Source organism: Dyadobacter sp. CY356 (assembly GCF_021440195.1).
Lineage (GTDB): Bacteria > Bacteroidota > Bacteroidia > Cytophagales > Spirosomataceae > Dyadobacter.
Window position 1 is genome coordinate 33,584 of sequence record NZ_JAJTSZ010000004.1, and the last position, 17,656, is coordinate 51,239.

19 protein-coding genes are annotated in these 17,656 nt (G+C 39.0%); 2 read left to right on the forward strand and 17 right to left on the reverse strand.

The window, feature by feature from the left end:
- Window positions 1–6 precede the first annotated feature (6 nt).
- The 8 genes from LXL81_RS14380 to LXL81_RS14415 form a co-directional block, all read right to left on the reverse strand.
- On the reverse strand, window positions 7–909 hold the full coding sequence (locus tag LXL81_RS14380; protein ID WP_234647492.1) for a hypothetical protein: 903 nt from the start codon (window positions 907–909) through the stop codon (window positions 7–9).
- A 38-nt stretch (window positions 910–947) separates the two neighbouring features.
- A complete protein-coding gene (locus LXL81_RS14385; protein WP_234647493.1) occupies window positions 948–1,430 on the reverse strand; it encodes a hypothetical protein in 483 nt (160 codons plus the stop codon).
- 50 nt (window positions 1,431–1,480) lie between these two features.
- Window positions 1,481–2,542 (reverse strand): methyltransferase, encoded by a 1,062-nt coding sequence (locus tag LXL81_RS14390; protein WP_234647494.1) that lies wholly within the window; start codon window positions 2,540–2,542, stop codon window positions 1,481–1,483.
- An 8-nt stretch (window positions 2,543–2,550) separates the two neighbouring features.
- The gene (locus LXL81_RS14395) at window positions 2,551–3,174 is read right to left on the reverse strand and encodes a YdcF family protein (protein WP_234647495.1); all 624 of its coding nucleotides are present in this window, start codon (window positions 3,172–3,174) and stop codon (window positions 2,551–2,553) included.
- 243 nt (window positions 3,175–3,417) lie between these two features.
- Window positions 3,418–4,044 carry a hypothetical protein gene (locus LXL81_RS14400; RefSeq protein ID WP_234647496.1) on the reverse strand — a complete coding sequence of 209 codons (627 nt, stop codon included), beginning with the start codon at window positions 4,042–4,044 and terminating at the stop codon, window positions 3,418–3,420.
- 55 nt (window positions 4,045–4,099) lie between these two features.
- A complete protein-coding gene (locus LXL81_RS14405; RefSeq protein ID WP_234647497.1) occupies window positions 4,100–4,708 on the reverse strand; it encodes a hypothetical protein in 609 nt (202 codons plus the stop codon).
- A gap of 30 nt (window positions 4,709–4,738) precedes the next feature.
- A complete protein-coding gene (locus tag LXL81_RS14410) occupies window positions 4,739–5,998 on the reverse strand; it encodes a phenylacetate--CoA ligase family protein (RefSeq protein ID WP_234647498.1) in 1,260 nt (419 codons plus the stop codon).
- Between the two features lie 101 nt (window positions 5,999–6,099).
- Window positions 6,100–7,785, reverse strand: a complete 1,686-nt coding sequence (locus LXL81_RS14415) for a C45 family peptidase (protein ID WP_234647499.1) — start codon at window positions 7,783–7,785, stop codon at window positions 6,100–6,102.
- A 108-nt stretch (window positions 7,786–7,893) separates the two neighbouring features.
- Between LXL81_RS14415 and LXL81_RS14420 the strand changes: the two genes are divergently transcribed.
- Window positions 7,894–8,517: a 4'-phosphopantetheinyl transferase superfamily protein gene (locus tag LXL81_RS14420; RefSeq protein WP_234647500.1), complete on the forward strand. Its 624-nt coding sequence runs from the start codon at window positions 7,894–7,896 to the stop codon at window positions 8,515–8,517.
- 59 nt (window positions 8,518–8,576) lie between these two features.
- Complete coding sequence (locus LXL81_RS14425) at window positions 8,577–11,054, forward strand: PIG-L family deacetylase (protein ID WP_234647501.1); 2,478 nt, start codon at window positions 8,577–8,579, stop codon at window positions 11,052–11,054.
- A gap of 24 nt (window positions 11,055–11,078) precedes the next feature.
- Here LXL81_RS14425 and LXL81_RS14430 read toward each other — a convergent pair whose 3' ends face one another.
- From LXL81_RS14430 to sufC, 9 genes are all read right to left on the reverse strand, one after another.
- Window positions 11,079–12,188 (reverse strand): VWA domain-containing protein, encoded by a 1,110-nt coding sequence (locus LXL81_RS14430; RefSeq protein ID WP_234647502.1) that lies wholly within the window; start codon window positions 12,186–12,188, stop codon window positions 11,079–11,081.
- A 92-nt stretch (window positions 12,189–12,280) separates the two neighbouring features.
- Window positions 12,281–12,709 (reverse strand): BrxA/BrxB family bacilliredoxin, encoded by a 429-nt coding sequence (locus LXL81_RS14435; RefSeq protein WP_137341412.1) that lies wholly within the window; start codon window positions 12,707–12,709, stop codon window positions 12,281–12,283.
- A gap of 143 nt (window positions 12,710–12,852) precedes the next feature.
- Window positions 12,853–13,164, reverse strand: coding sequence for an SUF system Fe-S cluster assembly protein (locus tag LXL81_RS14440; RefSeq protein WP_234647503.1), 312 nt, complete (start codon window positions 13,162–13,164; stop codon window positions 12,853–12,855).
- A 60-nt stretch (window positions 13,165–13,224) separates the two neighbouring features.
- Window positions 13,225–13,644, reverse strand: a complete 420-nt coding sequence (locus LXL81_RS14445) for a SufE family protein (protein WP_234647504.1) — start codon at window positions 13,642–13,644, stop codon at window positions 13,225–13,227.
- Window positions 13,645–13,647: 3 nt separating this feature from the next.
- A complete protein-coding gene (locus LXL81_RS29330; protein WP_409013905.1) occupies window positions 13,648–13,845 on the reverse strand; it encodes a type II toxin-antitoxin system RelE/ParE family toxin in 198 nt (65 codons plus the stop codon).
- Window positions 13,846–13,924: 79 nt separating this feature from the next.
- Entirely contained in the window at window positions 13,925–14,113 is a 189-nt protein-coding gene (locus tag LXL81_RS14450) for a hypothetical protein (protein WP_234647505.1), read from the reverse strand.
- Between the two features lie 59 nt (window positions 14,114–14,172).
- Window positions 14,173–15,399, reverse strand: a complete 1,227-nt coding sequence (locus LXL81_RS14455) for a cysteine desulfurase (RefSeq protein WP_234647506.1) — start codon at window positions 15,397–15,399, stop codon at window positions 14,173–14,175.
- 86 nt (window positions 15,400–15,485) lie between these two features.
- Window positions 15,486–16,805 (reverse strand): Fe-S cluster assembly protein SufD, encoded by a 1,320-nt coding sequence (gene sufD / locus LXL81_RS14460; protein WP_234647507.1) that lies wholly within the window; start codon window positions 16,803–16,805, stop codon window positions 15,486–15,488.
- Window positions 16,806–16,891: 86 nt separating this feature from the next.
- Complete coding sequence (gene sufC, locus LXL81_RS14465) at window positions 16,892–17,656, reverse strand: Fe-S cluster assembly ATPase SufC (RefSeq protein ID WP_234647508.1); 765 nt, start codon at window positions 17,654–17,656, stop codon at window positions 16,892–16,894.

The window sequence follows — 17,656 nt, forward strand, 5'->3', positions numbered from 1 at the left end:
GATATGTTAGCTCACACCGTAATAGTATTCCTTCGATCTCTTTATTGATTTTTGTAAAAAAGGGGCAAAAAAGATGAAGTAAACAGACAATATAATGGGTGAAGCTACAAACAGCGCGATTAACAGATAATAACTGAAAAGATTTACATAAAACCTTCTTTTCTCTGGTGTCGTTCCCTTTTTCTTGATCAGCCCGGCCCAGATTCTAAAAATTTTCTTTCCCCTCATTTCAATAAACCAGATATCCGTCGGGATGTCAATCAGACCAAGTGCTAATATTTTTTTCTGCAAATTGGTATAATCTTCATTTTGTAAGGCATTACTAACAATACTTCCGAATTTATCCGCGCTTAAAATATCTTCCTGACTTACTCCCGGAACCGGCAATAAATTCCATTTTCTTTCCTTTTTACCGGTAAGCATCCAATGAAAAATGGTTAAAACACTGATCAGATTGGGCTCTCTATCCATAAGCGGAACATTACCGACCAGAATCCCACCTGCCTTTTTGATATATGCTTTAACACTTTCCTGGGAATTCAACCACATATTTCTTCCACCAATTACTGTTACAACGGGCGTATCCTTCATTTTTTGTTGAAAAACAGGATCCTGCAAAAGCGATGTAACAGGCAAAGACGGCGACAAAAACCAGGGCTGGTAACCCAGGATAATTAAATCATATTTATCTGATGAGTAATCAATTGGCTGCAATGCAACTGCTTCTTCATTCACACATTCAGGCATGGTGTCATAAAACACCTCACTTGTCCATGGAAACGCAATAGGTTTTACTGTCAGAATCTGTTTTCTTTCTATTTCAGCAGAATTAAATGGCAACAGAAAATTGTCGATTATTTCGTTCAACTGACCTGATTGCGAATAATTAATTACAAGCACCTTTTTCATTCAACTATCCTATTCAAATTTCGAGTACACAGATGCAGCTATGGCAGGTCATCTATTTTTATTACTGCCGAGCTGGCTGCGTAATTTTTTATTATTTTTTTCAATTCAGGATCAAGATTTTTGTAACCTTCAGCAATTACCTTTTTGTCCTCACTCTGGTTTTTGTTGTATTTCAAAATCTTTGGAGCATGTTCCTGAATGGCAAGCCTTAAAAACCTGAATTCCGCATTTGACGGCTTTTTGGCAATTTCATCTTCCAGAATCCCCGCTCCTTTTTTAAATGTCTTAATCTTATTGTTGGCACCTTTTACAAAATCTGCTTTTTTCATGTAAAGCGCTCCCTGATACGCCAAATTTGCAGAAGATGATTTTTCCTTTTCCAAAAGCGATATCATCCCATCAATTTCTTGTTCATTCCGGGCAGAAAAGGCTTTGTAAAAATTACTTTTATCAACTTCTTTACTAATGAAAGCCGAAAAAAGAACAATAAAGATAAAGCCAAAAAACGTGACTGGTTTCATATTGATACAATTTTCTTATTAACTATGTAACAGATCAGTTCTGAAACTAATTAAACTATCTTTTTACATTCAAGGATCGTGTGGTAACTATCTCCAATAAGCGGGTAAGTTTCTACAACTTCGAAACCGGCTTCTCTTACCAGATTTTTCATAACTTCAATCCGGTACATTTTACTGTTTCCGTTAGCCATAATTGTGAAATATAACGATGTTGCTACCAAACTGAAATGCGCCGCAGGATAGTCCTGGTTATCAAAAAACGGTTCAAGGATATATAACCTCGTGTCCTCAGACGCGGCCTGACAAGCATTATTCAAGATACAAACAATTTCTTCTTTTGAAAAACAATCCAGAAACTGGCTCATCCAGATCACATCAGCACCCTGAGGGATTTTTTGTTCCGTGTCGAGCAAATTGATCGGATAAAACTCAATCCTGTCGAGTAATCCCTTTTCAGCTGCATTTTGTTTAGCCACTTTTAGCTGAACCGGCAGATCCAAAATCTTTATTTTCACATCAGGATCATACCCACAACATGCAAAAGACCATTTTCCAGTATTCCCTCCTATATCAAAAATTGTACCCGTTGGTTTACTAAAAACTATCTTAAGTGCTGATGGGAATGCTCCGTCGGAATAATAGTGATCGAAATCAAACCAGGATTTTTTGGCTGGTTCGGGCAAAACAGACAGGCCTTCGTAGATAGTCGGCCAGTCACCCAATACTTTAAGTCCTTCCGGTTTACCAGTTTTTATACTATCTGTCATGGATTTCGCACCCAGATAACATACATCATTCATGAAATTGACATTCACTTTCGTCATCTCATCTTTCAAAAGGAAAAAGCCGATTTTGGTGATTTTAACTTTTCCCTCTTCAAAACATTCCACAACACCCAAAACTTCGGCCGCCTCGATCAGTAGTTCCACACCATATTCCGAAACATCCAGTTTTTCAATGATGGTCGCAATGCTGACCCCTTTTCGGTTATTATTTATAAATTCAAGTATCCCTAAATCTCTCAATGCAATAACGGCCTGAAAGTAGATCGGACCGAACGCTATTTTTTGTGCTTCATACTTGGCTTCAATTGCCGATATTTCTTTTTTCATTGTACAAATTAAGGTTCCTTGCTTAAACCGGAAGCGGGTATCATCCGGTCTTTAAATCTTCTTCTGTATTTTTTCTTTTTTAAATCCTCTTCATGCCAGATGATATATTGGCCCATGGTACCTTTAAACCGCTCAAAGAAATTTTCCCTTGCCGACAGTTTTTGAAAATTGTCCACTATTGCAGGTTTGGGATCTATCTTCGGTTCATACAAATCCAGAATTTTCAAAGTATCAATAACCGTAGGCAAAAGTGCAACAGGTATTTCAAATTTCCGCATAAACTTTCCCATATAACGACTCTGGAAGGGATCAGTCGCAAGCGCAATTTTCTTAAATCCTAGTTTTTTTGCCAACCGGTAAGAGTAATACACGTTTTCAGTGCTATGCTGAGCTTTTTCTTCTGTAAAAATATGTTTAGCAGAAATGCCCAGCGACTCAGCGTAATATGACATTACCCTGCTTTCAATATAAGGAGTAGCTACTGCGGATCCCGAAAATATCACGTTTCTGGCAATGCCTTTTTTGTAGAGATAATAAGCCCAGTGAATCCTCATTTTATGAACCATATCCCATTCCTTGCCCTGATATGGAAAACCCGGTACTATGATCACATCATAGGGCTGGTCTTTCAAATTTTTTTGATATGTCTTTTCTGCTGAACGATAAAAAAATTTCGTACACCCTTGTAAAAAAGACGCGGTCAGCAGCAGCAGGATATAAATATTTTTCAAAGTTCCGTACGATCAATTATATAAGAAGCTGTACATCTGCCCGTTGAAAAGAGCCATGTACAGCTTCCGATAACAATATTATTTTTTTTATGATTAAAAATCAATGCGTTATCAATTTCAAACGAATTAATTCTTAAACTTATTCTATTTTAAAGTTTTACTCCACTGCTTATAATATTTCGAGCCAATAGCTTTATTGATTTTATAAACGCCCCCAGCCCAATAATTCCGGAAACCAAAACCGCCTGCTGAACCTTCAACTCTTTCCGTATAAAGTACTTTTTTAGATTTCAGATCAATAAAAGTAACCCAGGCAAATAGTTTCTCAGCTTTTTTATTCAGGCTTTCCACAACATATACGATTCCAATTCCGTCTTTCACACTTAGTGAATATTTTGAAACCGACTTTTTCACCTGATCTTCCGTAATTTGATACTCATCTTCTGTGATGTTACCTTTCACATCGACCGATTCATTCAATTTAACCATATCGGCGACTTTCGACTGATACATTTCAGGTTTTAATTTGAAAGCATCCTGAAGAGAGAATTTTTTCGGTTCATATTCGATCAGATCATTCCAGCTCGTGATATGCTGATTTTTGATCGCAACCGGATCAACAAAACCCAAACGGCCTATAAACTTAGCCTGCGTGAAGTCCAAACCAAGGAAGGTAAGTTTGGCATTTCCGGCAAACAAATCCGATAAAGTTTGAGCAGATGCCTGCCCGGCAAAAAATAATGCTACAACAAATAATAGTGATTTTCTCATGACTTTGAATTTTTAGAACGCTTATTAAAGCTACCAAAAGTAAGAATTATAACTTTTATTTTAGTTTTTTATCAATAAACGCAGCCAGGACTTTTCCTGCCTTTGCATAGGACTCAGCGATCCTGGTGCCTGAATCAAAATCGAAACCGCCAAATTGTCCACCGGGAACATTGGTCAAAACCATTTCAGCAATACTTTTTTTTCCGGCCGTTTCTACCAGATCAATTTTATAATTCAGGTAAGCGTTTTTACGCATGACGCCAACATTGTAACCGGGTTCCAGATACGTTGTATGAATGACAAACGTATACTTGGCATCAGATCCCTGGCTTATTTTCAACCCATTATCTTCTAAACCCTTGTTGAAAAGTTCTTCAAACTTTGGCTCATATTTATTCTGGCGGTCTGCGACCCAGGCTTTTTTCCATTCGTCACCTTTCCCCGCTTCCTTCGCATTATACTCGCCGGATTTTTTATCTAGATATTCTTTTTCAGTGGCAAACTTACCTACGCCAAATTCAGAATAATCGTACTGAACATTTACTGTCTTTTGACCAGCTAATACGTCGACGTCACCAGATCTCAGATCAACTTTTTGTGCGAAACCAGAATGAAAAACGAAACACAGCATTACTGACAATGTGCTTAAAATATTACTTTTCATGTTTTTAGGGGCGATTTAATTGATAGAAAATCAAATATATATCAACTTTTCCGGTTTCCTTTTTTCCTGTTTGAATATCCTGTGATTTAATTCTTGAGCGGTTATGAAACTTAACAATGGCGTAACACGAAGCCTCGATTTGAACAAAGAATGCAGTTTTTCCTTAAATATTGGCGTTTCCAGATTCATCGGCAATAGGATAGAGATCTCGTCATTTCCAAACTCATTTTTTGATACTACAACCTGATACAAATCGATTTCAGGCACCATATCCAGTACATCAAAAAGTGCTGGGGGAAAAATAGTGGTCCCTTTGAACTTGATCATCTGCTGTTTCCGACCAACCACAGGACCAAGTCTTGTCGACATGCGACCACAAGCACAGGGCTCATAATAAACATTGCAAAGATCGCCGGTTTTATAACGCAGCAAAGGCATCCCCTCCACACCCAATGTCGTCACAACCACTTCTCCCATTTCGCTTTCGCCAACAATATTTCCTTCTTCGTCAACAACTTCGAGAATCAGCAGATCAGGGTTTAAATGCCCGCCTTTCCCTTCCGTACATTCCGTAAATGCCGCACCCATTTCTGTGGATGCATAAGTTGAATACAATTTCACATCCCATTGGGAAGTAATCCGTTTCCCCAATTCATTAAAAGTAAAATCCGGATTACGGATCGGTTCGCCAATGCACAAAATTGATTGGACGGAAGAAGACTTAAAGTCAATATTATTTTCCAAAGCATAATCAATCAGCCTTGGAATGAAAGAAGGAATCGCGATAAGAACTGTCGGTGAAAACCGCTGTATAGATTCCCATTGCAGAAATGGAGCTCCCGGACCTACCCGGATCATACCTGCGCCCATTTTCCGTGCCCCCATCCAGTAAGCGAGACCGGCCATAAAGCGGCGGTCGATGGTTGTCATTAACTGGTAAATATCATTTTTTGAACCATTTGCACATTTAAAAGCTTCAGCTTCGTTATTGGCCAACCGTTCAACATCCTTATCAGTAAGATAAAAAGCAACCGGATCGCTTAGTGTGCCGGAAGTTGTTACAAAATCAGATATTTCACTTTTTGAAACACAGAGAAAATCATCATTATAAAGTGCAAGATCATCCTTTGTTGTAAAGGGAATTTTTGTCAGATCCTCAACAGTTTTTATTGTTTCAATATCAATTCCTTTTTCCAGGAAAATTCTTTGATAGTAGGAAGAACTGGTCTTTAAGTAATGCAGTAACGCTGTTAACTTTTCGCTTTGCAGCGCGCTGATTTCATTTGTCATAAACGAGGTGAAAGATTAATTCTGAAATGTTGTACGCAATTCCAGACATTGAATATTGGTTGGCAAACTCTCGAAAATTTTCGATCTGTTTAAAATCTGTTTCAGGACTTCTCCTTCTTACATGCTTCTATTTTGGCCTGAATGGCAGTTATTTCATTTTTTGATGAAACCACATGTTGCAACGATTCCTGATAGTAACCGATAGCCTTATCGAAATTTTTCTTCTTTTGGTAATATTCTCCGAGCGTAAGATAGGTCACATAACTTTCACGATTATTGCTGATCATTGCATATTCCTCCTTAGCGCTCATTTTATAGGGAACACCCAGCATTACGTATTTATGAATTTTCTGTTTTGTAACTTTAAATGCTTCAAATCGCCGGTAAGCATCGGTTGTTAAAAACGGATCGGCAGGAATGCCAAGCGAATCAATTGCATGAAAATTTTCTTTATGAATGAATACGTCTTTCAGATCATAACAAATGAACGCCCCAAGTTGATAAGGCGGCGTTGATATCCAGACTCTTCTTTCTGATGGTTTAAAGATAATTCCATGATGCGCAATCAGCTGATTCAAGGATCTGGAATTTCCATATCCAATAAAAGTATCATTCAAACCCTCCTTATTCCGCAGAATATCAGCAGCTTCCTGCACATCTACCGGATAAGAACGCACCATTAGTTGATTCATTCTGTCATATCTGGCTTTGGAATCTGTGTCTTTGATGTTATTGATATTGACAGAATCCCTGATAAAAGCAGTTCCCTGATAGTGATTTGCACAAACCAGATAGTCAGAACCCGAAGAATACAGGTCCATTTTCGTCGGGGATTTTTCAATGATAGCAGCCTTATTATCCTGAGCAGATCCTATCAAAAGTGATTCAGAAACGAAAGTATCACGTTTTTTTGCAATAGCATTGGCTTCGTCAATCGTGGCGGCGTATTGTAAAATCTCTCTTGCCAGTAATGAAATTGGCTCTTTTGCCCCATATGGAATATCAGATTTTGAAGCATTTAGTGTAACCGTTATCCCCTTTTCATTGATCCCCGAAACCACGCCGGTCAAGCCAGCCCAGGCATAGGAAGCGAATTTGTATCCTTTATCAGGTTTCATAAATACAATGAGCTTATCTTCCGCAAAAGCATCACCCATGTAAAAGTCGAAATTTCTGCCAATTAACAGGCTTGAATCAGCGGAAAGTGAATTTCTTACGGCGAAGGACGTGCAGCCTACCATGTTCAAATCCGTCAGGGCATGACCAATATCGTGGGCAGCGTGGTAGTTTAAAATGCGGTAATATTTTGGCCCAATGTAATTATACTTATCAGAAAAGGATTGTGAAACACCATAAATTTCCTGCAAATTTTCATCCTGTATATATTTGTAAATATCCTTATTAAACCAGGCAACAAAGCCTTTCAATATTTGCAGAAAAAATGCATTTGGAATAATTTCTTTGATTTGATCAACAAAATGGACTTCTTGTTTTTCCATCAGTTCCTTCGCCAGAACGCCGTAAATTAGGCCGCGTTCGTAGGGACTTCCTTCCAGATACATTTCCCAAATACCGTATTTATTTTTTTTCAGCCAGCAATTGTCAACTTTATAATGATCGGGGCCTAATTGAATACGCTTGTAACTTTCAGGCGTTTTATTACTTGCTATCTTTGGTGCAGGCAATTTGACAGCCCAGATAAAAAGGCCAAAAATTACTCCTGCGACGAGAAGAATTACAAGAATAGATTTTAGTAACGTACGAATTGATTTATTTTTGGGCCACATATAGCTTGAACGAAAATTCGGGGTAAGATTTCTTAACTGTTTTCAGACTGCAAAATTTCCCGCAACTCATTTACCCCTTTTTCAATAACGAGTAAAATTACGAATTAAATGGGCTTGGTCTATAAAAAGATATTGAAAGGAAATTCACTTCTGGGTTTGTGGGAAATATCTGAAACGCTGGATGCGCTGTTTGAAGCAAGCAGATTAAGCAGTGGAGACGAAGCAAAATTGGCGAAGAAAGTGAATAACAAAAGAAAAAGGGAATCACTTGCCGTTCGACTTCTATTAAACGATATGCTTGGCCGAACTCATGAAATCCGTTATGATGAAAATGGCAAGCCATTCCTGACAACAGCAGACTACACAATATCTATTTCTCATTCGGAAAAATATGCTGTCGTATATTTAGTAAGGGAGAAATCTGCCGGAGTGGATATTCAAAAAATAAAACCGGATATAGCCAAAGGAATCGACTTTTTCCTGAACGACGACGAGCAATTATGGGTTAATAAGGCAGATTTCATCTTGATTAATATACTCTGGTCGGCCAAGGAATCCGTTTATAAATATGCCGGTATAAAAGATCTGGATCCAAGAAACAATATGACCATCAATCCCTTTCAGGCAAAACCTGATGGGAATCTGGCTGTCAGTTTTGGAAAAGAAAATATGGAAATGATTTCGATTCAATATGAAGTCTTTGAAGATTACGTCCTTACGCGTACATTGTAAAACAAAACCGGACACCGTCCAAATTCTGGTTTTAAAAATGCTAAGCCCCAAAAACCCTTATGAAAAAAATTACGATTGCAGCTTTTCTTTTTATTTCTTTTCAGATTCAGGCGCAGGTTCCTACCTTATCTTCCAGTGAAATTTATCAGGGCGTAAAAAAATTAAATGTGCTGGGTTCCGTCCTGCATATTGCTGCGCATCCGGATGATGAAAATACCTTGATGTTGTCATACATGTCAAAGGATCAGCTTGTCCGGACTGGTTATCTTTCGCTGACACGAGGTGATGGTGGTCAAAACCTGATCGGTGCAGAACAAGGTGCTAATATCGGTATCATCCGTACGCAGGAATTATTAGGAGCACGTAAAATAGACGGGGCAACTCAATTTTTTTCAAGAGCTTATGATTTTGGTTTTTCAAAAACAAGAAAAGAAACATTGAATTTCTGGGATCAGAATAAAGTTTTAGGGGACGTGGTCTGGCTGATACGCAAATTTCAACCGGACGTAATCATCACCCGTTTCCCACCGGATCCGCGCGCCGGACACGGCCATCATCAAACATCCGCATATCTTGCAGAGGAAGCTTTTAAATTAGCGGCCGATCCTAAGTCTTTTCCGGATCAACTTAAATTTGTAAAAACATGGCAGGCCAAACGTCTGGTATGGAATACTTTCACACCAGGTTTCACAAACAAACAGCCCGAGGGTGAAAAGAATCCATTTATCTCTCTTGAAATTGGCGGATATAATCCTGTTCTGGGAAAATCATATACCGAAATTGCGGCCGAAAGTCGCAGCCAGCATAGAAGTCAGGGGTTTGGAAGTGCACCAGCCCGGGGAGAAAGAATCGACTATTTCCTTCACAAGGAAGGAATACCTGCAAAAAGCAATCTTTTTGATGATATTGATATAACCTGGAAACGGGTTGACGGAAGTCAGAAAGTGCAGTCGCTGGTGTCTGATGCGATTAAAAATTACGACATCAGCAATCCGTCCGCGACTGTGCCTGCGTTGTTAAAAATTAATCAGGAACTGACAAAACTCGATTCAGCTAATATTTATGTAAAAGCGAAAAAACAGGAAATTTCTGATTTGCTTGTGCAGTGTCTGGGTTTATTTTTCGAAACAAATCCAACTGAATTTTCTTCTGTCGCCGGAGATGTCGCTGACATTCGGGTTACTGTTGTAAAGCGTTCAAAATATCCAGTCAAACTTATATCATTAAACTGGACAGGCATTAAATCTGACACTGTTTTAAGTTTAAATTTAGGGGACAACGAAATGACTGCTTTCAATAAAAAAGCGGTCTTGCCGTCAGATTTAAAAACAACGCAACCATACTGGTTATTGAAACCGATTGACAAAGGTATTTTCCAAATTGATAACCAACAGGATATCGGTTACCCGGAAAACAGGCCTGAAACAAAAACAGATTTCATTTTTGAAATTGATGGTCAAAAGTTCAGTTATTCAAGATCCTGGATTTTTAAATTTACCGATCCGGCTTCGGGTGAAATTTATCGCCCTTTTGAAATACGACCAGCCGTAACTGCAAACATTAATGAGCCGGTTTTCATCTTTCCAAACACAATGCCCAAAACGCTGAGTGTGATGGTAGAAGCGCAGAAAAGTTTGGTTAAAGGTATTCTGAAACTGGATTTGCCAAAAGGCTGGAAATCTGATCCGGCAAGTGTAAATTTCGATATGAGCGAAAAATATCAGGAACAGACTTTTAGTTTCAACATAACGCCTCCGGCAAAAAATGAGGAAGCAATCGTAAAAGCCGTAGCTGTGGTAGATGGGAAAAGTTATGACAAATCAATCAAAACCATTGATTACCGTCATATACCAAGTCAGACTTTATTCCCGCCGGCGGAGGCGAAACTTGCCAAACTGGATGTGAAAACAACTGTTAAAAATATCGGTTATATCGCCGGTGCAGGTGATGACGTTCCGACTGCTTTGCGACAAATGGGATGTACGGTAACACTGTTAAATGAAGCGGCACTTTCCAAAGATTTAAGCAGTTTCGACGCCATTGTTGTCGGAATCAGAGCTTACAATACTGAAAATCGTTTGACTTACTATCAGGAAAAACTGATGGACTATGTTAAAAATGGAGGAACGATGGTTGTCCAGTATACCATACCACAAAGAATGAAAGTAAAGCAAATCGGGCCTTACCCGATTCAGTTGAGTCAGGATCGTGTGGCTGAGGAAGATGCGGAAATGCGGTTTTTAAAACCAGAACATGCTTTACTTAACTATCCAAACAAAATCACGCAGAAGGACTTTACCGGCTGGATTCAGGAAAGGGGATTATATTTTGCCAATGATTGGGACAAAACGCATTATGAAGCGATTTTCTCAAACAATGATACAGATGAGAGTTTGAAAGAAGGCAGTGTACTTTATGCCCAATATGGCAAAGGACATTATATTTACACAGGACTTTCCTTTTTCCGGGAACTTCCGGCAGGCGTTACAGGGGCCTATCGTCTTTTTGCCAATATGATTTCCGTCGGTAAGAAATAAAAAAATAACCGGTTCAAGGACCGGTTATTTCATATTTTTTCTGCGGTTTCTCTGAAAATCTTCCAGTACAAATCCGCCTAAACCTTGTAGATTACTGTAATAAGCCCGTCCATTATTTACTTTGGTAAAATCCTGAACAAACTGTTTTAGATAAGGATCGGTCGCAATCATGAAAGTAGTAACAGGAATTTCTAAACGACGGCATTGTGCTGCGAGTGTCAATGTTTTACTAATAATTTTACGATCCAGACCGAAACTGTTTTTATAATACTTTATACCTTCTTTCAGACACGTTGGCTTACCATCCGTGATCATGAAAATCTGTTTATTCCGCGTTTTCTTTCTGCGTAGAATATCCATAGCCAATTCAAGTCCGGCAACTGTATTGGTATGATATGGTCCGACTTCCAGATATGGTAAATCTTTTAACTGGATCTGCCAGGCGTCATTTCCAAAAACGATAATGTCCAGTGAATCTTTCGGGTATTTTGAACGGATTAGTTCAGCCAAAGCCAGGGCAACCTTTTTCGCAGGCGTGATTCTGTCTTCACCATATAAAATCATGGAATGACTGATGTCAATCATTACAACCGTTGCGGTCGTCGTTTTTTGTTCACGCTCAACAACTTCAAGATCATTTTCCATCAGCATAAAATCACCAATTCCGTGATTTACCTGCGCATTTTTGATGGATTCTGTCATGGCAATCTGGTCCAGTGTATCACCAAACTGAAACTGGCGTATATCACTGCTCAATTCATCACCTGCACCCATGTAAGGCGTATGGTGATTTCCTCCTGATTTTGATCTTTTCAGCTTTCCAAAAATCTCGTCCAAAGCACTTTTCCGGATGCTTTTTTCTGCTTTTGGCGTCATGATCAATTTACTCTCCCCCTCTCCTTTCTCCTCGGTGATGTATCCTTTTTTCTTTAAGTCATCGAAAAAATCACCAATTCCGTAAGAATCGTTTGTAAGATTATATTGTCTGTCCAGCTCGCTAAGCCATGACATAGCCTCGCTTACATCACCCGATGTCATCAGCAATAACTGCTGAAAAATATCAAAAAGCTGATCAAACTTACTATTTCCGGTTTGCTCTGCGGGTATAAATTTGGTGAAACGATGTCCTTGCATAAAACTCAGATTTGAAAAATAAATCTACAAAAAACAGACGGCTACTTTCGAATAAATTTGAAAGTAGCCGTTTAAAATATCAGAAAGAATAATTATGCTTCTTCTGCACAAAATTCTTCGTATGCCATTTGTAAATGCTGAGCGATCATTTCAGCGGAACGGCCTTCAATGTGATGACGTTCAACAAAATGGATCAACTCACCATCTTTGAAAAGAGCAACCGCAGGAGATGACGGTGGATATGGCAAAGTATATTCGCGCATTTTAGCAACAGCCTCAGAATCGAAACCAGCAAAAACAGTAGCCAATTGATCCGGCTTCACTTCACTGCGTTCCAAAGAAGCTCTTACACCGGGTCGGGCAGCACCAGCAGCACAACCGCAAACTGAATTGATCACTACCAAAGCAGTGCCTTTCATATTCTGCATGAAGTTGTCTACTTCTTCCGCACTTGTCAAATCCTGAAAACCGACATTAGTCAACTCCGCCTTCATAGGCGCTACTAACTGTGGAGGATACATATTTTATTAAAGTTTAAAGTTATAATTTGATTAGCTTATAGCTATTAGCGGTTAGCATTTAGCTTTTTACATGTATTATTAAATTCTCTGCAAATAATTTGAGCCGGAAGCTAATCGCTAAAAGCTAATAGCCAACAGCTAAATTACATAAATCCAAGTTCCAGTTTCGCCTCTTCCGACATCATTTCAGTTGTATAGGGAGGATCAAAAGTAAGCTCGATACTCACATCATTCACACCTTCCACTTCTCTGATTTTCTGTTCAACTTCACCTGGTAAAGTACCCGCAGACGGGCAAGAAGGTGAAGTAAGGGTCATAGAAACAAATACATTATTGACAGGAAATATCTTTAAATCATATATCAGGCCGAGCTCATAAACATCTACCGGAATCTCCGGATCGTAGACCATTTTAATTGCTTTAACAACCTCTTCACGTAATTCTGATTCGCTCATTTCTTTTTTAGTTATGATAACAGCAAGTGAAGCGTCTTAGTTTTCACTTTTGATATTTTTTTAATTGGTAGCCTGATAAGCGATACCGTAAGTTCTCATTTGTTTGAGCATGGAGGCTAATCCATTGGATCTCGTTTGTGCCAGATGCTGATGCAAACCAACTTTTTCCATAAAATACAGATCCGCTTTTGCGATTTCTTCCGGCGTATGGCCTGACAAAACTTTTACCAGCATACTAACCAGGCCGCGTACAATTATGGCATCACTGTCGGCTTCAAATTTCAAAAGATCACCGTCCATAAACGCATTTAACCATACTCTGGACTGACAACCTTTAATTATATTATCTTCGGTTTTATACTGCTCTTCCAATGGAGGAAACTGTTTTCCGAGGTCGATAATATACTCGTACTTACTCTCCCAATCATCAAACAATTCAAAATCCTCGATTAGTTCGTCTTGTGCTTCGTTAATTGTCATAATTTAAAATTCTGATAATGGCCGGGATGAATGTCTTATTGCCATAATCTCTATTGTATTGTCTTTTGAAACATTATATATCAAACGATATTTACCAACCATAGTCTCTATAATACTGGGTAATCGAGTTTCCGGAAGTACTTTTCCCATATTTGGAAACTTTTCAAGAAGCTCCGATTTCTGAAAACATCGTTGATCCATTTTTGGGAATAAGACACAGATTCCGGATTCAATCTAAGAAAAATTGTTTCCAAATCTAACCTGGACTCTTCGGACCATTTTATTCCAGCCATTTCTTATAGGCATTTTTCACATCTTCATGCATGTGAAACTCTCCGCTGTCAAGTTGCTTTCTTGAACGTTCGATTTTAGATAACAAGATTATCTGCTCTATTACTTGTTCCACCTCCAAATTATCTGGCATTGCTTCAAGCGACTCTATCAATATATTTTTAGGAATTGTTTCCATTTTCTGAATATTAAATAGTTAAGCTTATGAATATACAAATAATCCGGACAAGTTTCCGATCAACCCAACATCTTCTTCGCCTTATGAAGTCCTTTGATCAAACCATCAATTTCTTCAATCGTATTGTAAACAGCGAAAGAGGCTCGGGTGGTTCCTAAAATTCCTAAGCGCGACATTAAAGGTTGGGTGCAATGATGACCTGTACGAACCGCGATTCCCTGATTATCAAGTATCACTGCAATATCCTGGTGATGCATCCCGTCAACAACAAAAGAAAGCACACTTACTTTTTCCTTAGCCTGGCCGATAATTCTTAATCCTGGAATTTCTCTAACCGCTTCTGTTGCGTACAAAAGCAGATCATTTTCATGTTTGGAAATGTTTGGTTTCCCCAGAGTATCCACATAGTCAATAGCATATTTGGCTGCTACCACATCCGCAATATTGGGCGTACCAGCTTCGAACTTGTAAGGCAATTCGTTATATGTAGTCTTTTCAAAGGTAACTTCCTTAATCATTTCGCCGCCGCCGCGGTATGGAGGCATTGCTTCAAGCAATTCTTTTTTACCGTAAAGGATACCCATTCCGGTCGGACCGTATATTTTATGAAGCGATAATGCATAAAAATCAACATCCAGCGCCTGCACGTCAATTGTAAAATGTGAACTTGCCTGGGCACCATCCAATAAAACCTTCGCTCCTACTTTATGCGCTTTTTCGATGATTTCGGCTACCGGATTTATTGTTCCAAGAGAATTTGAAACATGTACCACAGAAACAAATTTTGTTTTTTCTGAAAGCATTTTCTCATACTCATCCATCAAAAGTTCACCCTCATCGTTGATTGGGATCACTCTTAATACGCAGCCCTTTTCTTCACAAAGCATCTGCCACGGAACGATGTTTGAATGGTGTTCCATGGTTGAAATAATAATTTCATCCCCTTCTTTTAAAAACTTACGGCCATACGATTGCGCTACCAGATTGATACTGTCCGTTGTGCCATATGTAAAAATAACTTCCTCAGACAATTCAGCGTTAATGAATTTTTGTAATCTCCTGCGAGAGTCTTCAAAAGCGCCTGTTGCCTTCTCCGCTAAATGATGGATTCCACGGTGAATATTGGCATTATAATGTTCATAATATCCCGACAGCGCATCCAGTACAATTCGAGGTTTTTGCGTTGTAGCGGCATTGTCAAAATACACAAGTTGTTTTCCGTTAACGATTTCATTTAGAATGGGAAAATCATTTCGGATGGACGCTATATCTGGGAAATTGTTCATTTCTATTCAGTATTAAAGAGAAATGCCCAACCCAGTTGAAGAGAAGGTTGGGCATTAAAATAAGTATTGTAAAGACAGAACGAATATTACTTCCTGGAAAGTTTCTCTGCAATTACATTTTCTAAATATTCACGAATGGAATCAATTTTAATCTGTGAAACTACGTCAGCACAGAAAGCAAACATCAAAAGTGACATGGCTTCCGACTTTGAAATTCCACGTGAACGCATGTAAAATAATGCTTCCTCGTCAATTTGCCCGGTCGTTGTTCCATGAGAACATTTCACGTCGTCAGCAAAAATTTCAAGCTGAGGTTTTGTATACATCGTTGCATCCGTAGACAAAACGATATTTTTACAAGACTGAAATGCGTTGGTTTTCTGTGCATCTGGGCGAACAAATATTTTACCATTGAAAACACCTTTCGACCTGTCACGCAAAATCCCTTTATATAACTCGTTACTTTCAGAATTTGGTTTACGATGGTCTGCAACCGTATGATTGTCCACATGCTGCGCTCCATCCGGAAAATAAAGTCCGTACATATACGCCTCACAATGTTCGCCGTCAATAACAATGTTAAGGTTGTTTCTTGTAAACTTCCCGTTCAAAGTCACTGTCGCTGCATAAAAATGCGATTTGTTTAACATACGAACCTGCGTAGTTCCTATGTGGTAAGCATTTTCACTTTCATTCTGCACTTTGTAATATTCCACACCTGCTTCTTCACCTACATTGATTTCCGTAACAACATTCGTAAAAGAACGTTCGTCACCGATGGTTCTGAAAGCCTCTGCTATTTTCACATGCGCGTTTTTTCCAACGGCGATGATATTACGTGGCTGACTTCCTACATTTTCAACCCGTGCATCACTGACAAAACGAAGAATTACCGGGTGCTCAACAGTCTGATTATTCGGAACATAAATAAAAACTCCGTCATGCGCAAAAGCAGTATTCAGAGAAGTAAATGCATCCGTATCGTTTTTTACCAATTCATCAAAATAAGAATTGACAAGATCCGGATTGTTTTTGTAAGCATTTTGCAAAGAATCTATTATGATTTGTTCCGTAGAAGAAACCACCGTAGAAAGCGCAGGATTGTAATGTCCGTTTACAAAATACAATATATTGGCAGCCTGCTCCGGCATTTTCAGATCGATAAGATCCTCAGCCGAAAGCGTATCACTTGTATTAAAGTTATAGGAAGCACTGACAAGGTCACGTACGTTGCTGTATTTCCATTCTTCGTTTTGAGGCGTCGGGAAACCCAATTCTTCAAACTGAACTATGGCAGCACGTTTTTTCTGGTGAAAAGCAGATTTTGCTTCACCATTCATCACGGATTCCCGTGCGTGAAAATCAGTGATTAATTTCGTTCTTAAATCTATTGTTTCGGTACTCATTCCGTTTTTGGTATTGAAAGTGATGTTACTTGATCAACCAAGCTGGTCAACCCAACCATAACCTGAAAATTAAAAATTACAGATTATCAGTTTACTTCCTGAGCCTCAACTTCGGCTTTAATCCAGTCATATCCTTTTTCTTCCAATTCAAAAGCAAGCTCTTTTCCGCCCGATTTAACAATTCTGCCTTTGTAAAGTACGTGTACAAAATCAGGAACGATATAATCCAGAAGACGCTGGTAATGCGTAACCACGATCGCCGAACGTTCAGGAGAACGAAGTGAATTCACACCTTCCGCCACAATACGCAAAGCATCGATATCTAATCCTGAATCTGTTTCATCCAGAATAGCCAGTTTCGGTTCAAGAACCGCCATCTGGAAAATCTCATTACGTTTTTTCTCGCCACCCGAAAAGCCTTCATTCAAAGCACGTTTCAAAAGTGAGTCATTCATGCTCACCAATTTCGCTTTTTCACGTACCATTTTCAGGAAACGCGCCGCATCCAAAGGCTCTTCACCGTTATATTTACGAATTTCGTTAACCGCAGTTTTCAGGAAATTTATAGTAGTAACCCCCGGAATTTCAACAGGATACTGGAAAGCAAGGAATATTCCTTCCGCTGCTCTTTCTTCTGCTGCAAGCTCCAATAAATCTTTTCCGCCAAAAGTAACGCTTCCGCCAGTCACCTCATACTCTTCTCTTCCTGCCAATACGGATGCCAAAGTGCTTTTTCCTGATCCGTTTGGCCCCATGATGGCATGAACTTCACCTGGTTTGATTTCCAGGTTAATGCCTTTTAATATTTCTTTGCCGTCTATCGAGGCGCGCAATCCATTAATTGAGAGCAT

Coding starts and splice junctions, on each gene's coding strand:
- LXL81_RS14400 (WP_234647496.1), bottom strand. CDS start 4,044: ATGAGAAAATCACTATTATTTGTTGTAGCATTATTTTTTGCCGGGCAG.
- LXL81_RS14435 (WP_137341412.1), bottom strand. CDS start 12,709: ATGTATCCTCCACAGTTAGTAGCGCCTATGAAGGCGGAGTTGACTAAT.
- LXL81_RS14415 (WP_234647499.1), bottom strand. CDS start 7,785: ATGTGGCCCAAAAATAAATCAATTCGTACGTTACTAAAATCTATTCTT.
- sufC (WP_234647508.1), bottom strand. CDS start 17,656: ATGCTCTCAATTAATGGATTGCGCGCCTCGATAGACGGCAAAGAAATA.
- LXL81_RS14425 (WP_234647501.1), top strand. CDS start 8,577: ATGAAAAAAATTACGATTGCAGCTTTTCTTTTTATTTCTTTTCAGATT.
- sufD (WP_234647507.1), bottom strand. CDS start 16,805: ATGAGTACCGAAACAATAGATTTAAGAACGAAATTAATCACTGATTTT.
- LXL81_RS14385 (WP_234647493.1), bottom strand. CDS start 1,430: ATGAAACCAGTCACGTTTTTTGGCTTTATCTTTATTGTTCTTTTTTCG.
- LXL81_RS14410 (WP_234647498.1), bottom strand. CDS start 5,998: ATGACAAATGAAATCAGCGCGCTGCAAAGCGAAAAGTTAACAGCGTTA.
- LXL81_RS14390 (WP_234647494.1), bottom strand. CDS start 2,542: ATGAAAAAAGAAATATCGGCAATTGAAGCCAAGTATGAAGCACAAAAA.
- LXL81_RS14445 (WP_234647504.1), bottom strand. CDS start 13,644: ATGACAATTAACGAAGCACAAGACGAACTAATCGAGGATTTTGAATTG.
- LXL81_RS14440 (WP_234647503.1), bottom strand. CDS start 13,164: ATGAGCGAATCAGAATTACGTGAAGAGGTTGTTAAAGCAATTAAAATG.
- LXL81_RS14455 (WP_234647506.1), bottom strand. CDS start 15,399: ATGAACAATTTCCCAGATATAGCGTCCATCCGAAATGATTTTCCCATT.
- LXL81_RS14450 (WP_234647505.1), bottom strand. CDS start 14,113: ATGGAAACAATTCCTAAAAATATATTGATAGAGTCGCTTGAAGCAATG.
- LXL81_RS14405 (WP_234647497.1), bottom strand. CDS start 4,708: ATGAAAAGTAATATTTTAAGCACATTGTCAGTAATGCTGTGTTTCGTT.
- LXL81_RS29330 (WP_409013905.1), bottom strand. CDS start 13,845: ATGGATCAACGATGTTTTCAGAAATCGGAGCTTCTTGAAAAGTTTCCA.
- LXL81_RS14380 (WP_234647492.1), bottom strand. CDS start 909: ATGAAAAAGGTGCTTGTAATTAATTATTCGCAATCAGGTCAGTTGAAC.
- LXL81_RS14420 (WP_234647500.1), top strand. CDS start 7,894: ATGGGCTTGGTCTATAAAAAGATATTGAAAGGAAATTCACTTCTGGGT.
- LXL81_RS14430 (WP_234647502.1), bottom strand. CDS start 12,188: ATGCAAGGACATCGTTTCACCAAATTTATACCCGCAGAGCAAACCGGA.